The organism is Nocardia sp. NPDC059228 (genome assembly GCF_042754245.1).
In the GTDB taxonomy this organism is placed as follows: Bacteria; Actinomycetota; Actinomycetes; order Mycobacteriales; family Mycobacteriaceae; genus Nocardia.
Genome location: NZ_JBHZAL010000086.1, coordinates 1 through 3,002, shown reverse-complemented (window position 1 = coordinate 3,002; position 3,002 = coordinate 1). Strand labels below are relative to the sequence as shown.

The window sequence follows — 3,002 nt, the reverse complement described above, 5'->3', positions numbered from 1 at the left end:
TTCTGATTGCAATTTCATCGGATGTAAGACTCAGATCGGTTCGCACGCAACAGCTGTGGGCATGGAACCCTGCTGCTCGGAGGCGTAGTCACGACGAGTGCTGAACGGCCGCAGCCTATCAAGGGTGCGCGCCGTTAGTCGCCAATCTGGCTGTTGATCAGCCGATTTCGCACCGAGATTACATCTGATGAAATATTCTTACGTTTGATGTAAGCGCTCGGAAAGGGTGATGCGTTGGGCGTGGAGGGCACGGTGCCAGGGTCGGCGGCGCTGCATCTGGTGGACGGGCTGTCGCTACTGAGGCCGGAGGAGCAGGTGCTCACCGCGATGCTCGACGGCTGGCGCAATCAGCAACTGGCGCGGAATCTGGCGTTCTCCACGATCGGCGGCCGTGAGCGGGCGGTGCGGGCGTTCGCGGATCATGCGGATGCTTTCCCGTGGCACTGGACGGCACAGCATGTCGACGAATGGCTCGGTGAACTGCGGGCGGTGCGCAACGCGAAACGGTCGACGCTACGCAACTACCAGGACGCGGTGCAGCTGTTCTGCGCCTACCTGATCGACCCGGCCTACCAGTGGGCGACAGTCTGCGAGCAGCGGTTCGGCACGCACCCGGTCCAGGTGGTCCACGAGTGGAACACCGCCGAGCACATCGACGAGGCCGAATCAGACTCCGGCAAACGGGCTTTCACCCGCAAGGAGTTGGTCGCGCTGTTCGACTACGCCGACGAACAGGTGGTGCGCATCCGGGCCGCTGGCCGCAAGGGCTGGCTGCCAGCGTTCCGAGACGCCGCGCTGCTGAAAACGGCATACGCATTCGGCCTGCGGCGCAACGAAACCCGGATGCTCGATACCGCCGACTTCGGGCGGAATCCGGATGCTCCGGAGTTCGGGGAGTACGGGGCGGTCTATGTCCGCCACGGCAAGGCGAAGAAGGGATCGACTCCCAAGCGGCGCAGCGTCTTGGCGATCTGGGAATGGTCGGCCGAAGTGCTGGCCGAATGGATCGAGGACTACCGGCCGTTGTTCCCGACCGCCGGGTCACCGGCGTGTTGGCCATCCGAACGCGGCCCGCGCATCGGCCTGAGCACGCTCAACACTCGGCTGGCCGCCTACCGTGACGAGCTCGGCTTGGACCCGGCACTGGATTTCCATTCGCTGCGGCGAAGTCACATCACCCACCAGGTTGAGGATGGGTTCGACGCTAGATTTGTCCAGGAGCAAGCCGGCCACGACCATGCTTCGACGACGTCGATCTACACCTGCGTCTCCTCGGACTACCGCACCCGCACCCTGCGGCGAGTTCTGGATACCACCGTGGCAGCCGCGCTGAAACAGCACGGGAGGAAGCGATGAAACGGCAGGTCAGCTACCAGTGGCGGCTCCGGGAGACGATGGCTACGGCGGGTATGTTCGCCGCCAATGACCTCGAACCGCACTTGCGCGACCGCGGCATCAAGTTGTCCTCGGTGCAGGTCTGGCGGCTGGTGACCCAGACCCCGGAACGACTGTCGATGCCGGTGCTGGCCGCGCTCTGCGACATCTTCGATTGCACCCCAGCGGATCTCATCGCCACCAAGGCCGAGAACCAGGCACGCAGGGCCGTCGCCGGCGACAAGGTCATCGACATGAACACCACCATCCGGCCCAAACGCGCCCGCATCCGCGTCGAGGAATGAGCCCGGCCTACAAGAACACCGAGCAGTACGAACGCTGGCACATCCGCGACTGCATCCGATGCGGCCGCCGCGCCTGCAAGGCCGCGAACTGGGAAGGGCCGATCTGCCGCACCTGCTACGCCAAGGCAGTACGGCATCACGGCCGATGTCGGGAATGCGGCACTGAACGATTGCTCCCGGGCCGCCGCCGCGGCGACGCGGCACCGATCTGCCGGGACTGTGCGGGAATTACCCGCGATTTCTTCTGCGCCGGTTGTGGATTCGAAGGTGAACTGCACGGCGGACGACTCTGCTCCCGCTGCACCCTGGCCGGGCGACTGCGCGATCTGCTCGACGACGGCACTGGCAGGATCCACCCTCAGCTCGTCCCATTGGTCGACAGCGTGGTCGGCATGCCTGACCCATTGACCGGGCTGAAATGGTTGCGCAGCACCGTCGTTCGCGGCCTGTTGGGTGACCTCGCGGCCGGACGGGTGCCGATCACCCTCGAAGCGCTGAAGGAGCTGCCCAACCAACGAGCCGTCGCCTACCTGCGCGATCTGCTCATGAGCTGCGGTGTCCTGCCCACGGTCGACAAGCAGCTTCTGCACGCGGAGGCGCTGCTGCATCAGAAACTGACCGAACTGGCCGACGACCCGCACTTCCGGATGCTGCGGCAATTCACGCTCTGGCACCAACTTCCGCGGCTTCGCCGCCGCGCACGCCGGGGCCCGGTTGCCGACGGCGGCCGCTACTACATCGGCGCGGTTGAGGAGGCAGCCCGATTCCTGGCCTGGCTCGATGAGCGCGGCACCCAGCTCGGCGACTGCAGCCAGGCCGATATCGACCTCTGGCACGCCCAGGCGCTCGCGCACCGTCGCCAGCTGGCACGACCGTTCCTGCTCTGGGCGAAAAACACCGGCCACATGCCCAAACTTGGCATCCCGACCACGACGGCCGGAGCGGGGAAACCTATCACCCAGACCCGTCGCCTCGCCCTGCTGCGCCGAGCACTCACCGACCCGCGACCGCCGCTGCGATCTCGAGTCGCAGCCGCCCTCATGCTGCTCTACGGTCAGCCCGTCGCCCGTCTCGTCCGGCTCACCATCGCCGACGTCGTCAACGACGATGGCCAAGTGCTCATCCGTCTCGGCACACCACCGTTGCCGGTCCCCGAACCACTGGCCGGAATGCTGCTGGAACTCATCGACAACCGGCAGAACATGACCACAGTGAACCCGGATAGCCCATGGCTGTTTCCCGGCCGCCGGGCCGGGCAACCGGCCCATTTCAGCACCCTGCTTCAGCATCTCCGCGACGATCTCGGACTGCCTGTTCAGGCCA

At 65.6% G+C, this 3,002-nt stretch carries 3 protein-coding genes; all 3 read left to right on the top strand.

Features of this window, described 5'->3' with window-relative positions; translation table 11 throughout:
- Positions 1-240 precede the first annotated feature (240 nt).
- Positions 241-1,356: a tyrosine-type recombinase/integrase gene (locus tag ACFXKA_RS42525; RefSeq protein WP_379431832.1), complete on the top strand. Its 1,116-nt coding sequence runs from the start codon at positions 241-243 to the stop codon at positions 1,354-1,356.
- A complete protein-coding gene (locus ACFXKA_RS42520; protein ID WP_379431831.1) occupies positions 1,353-1,679 on the top strand; it encodes a helix-turn-helix domain-containing protein in 327 nt (108 codons plus the stop codon). The genes ACFXKA_RS42525 and ACFXKA_RS42520 overlap by 4 nt, the downstream gene beginning before the upstream one ends.
- On the top strand, positions 1,676-3,002 hold a 1,327-nt coding region (locus tag ACFXKA_RS42515; RefSeq protein WP_379431830.1), incomplete at its 3' end, for a hypothetical protein. The genes ACFXKA_RS42520 and ACFXKA_RS42515, both read left to right, overlap by 4 nt.

Coding starts and splice junctions, on each gene's coding strand:
- ACFXKA_RS42520 (WP_379431831.1), top strand. CDS start 1,353: ATGAAACGGCAGGTCAGCTACCAGTGGCGGCTCCGGGAGACGATGGCT.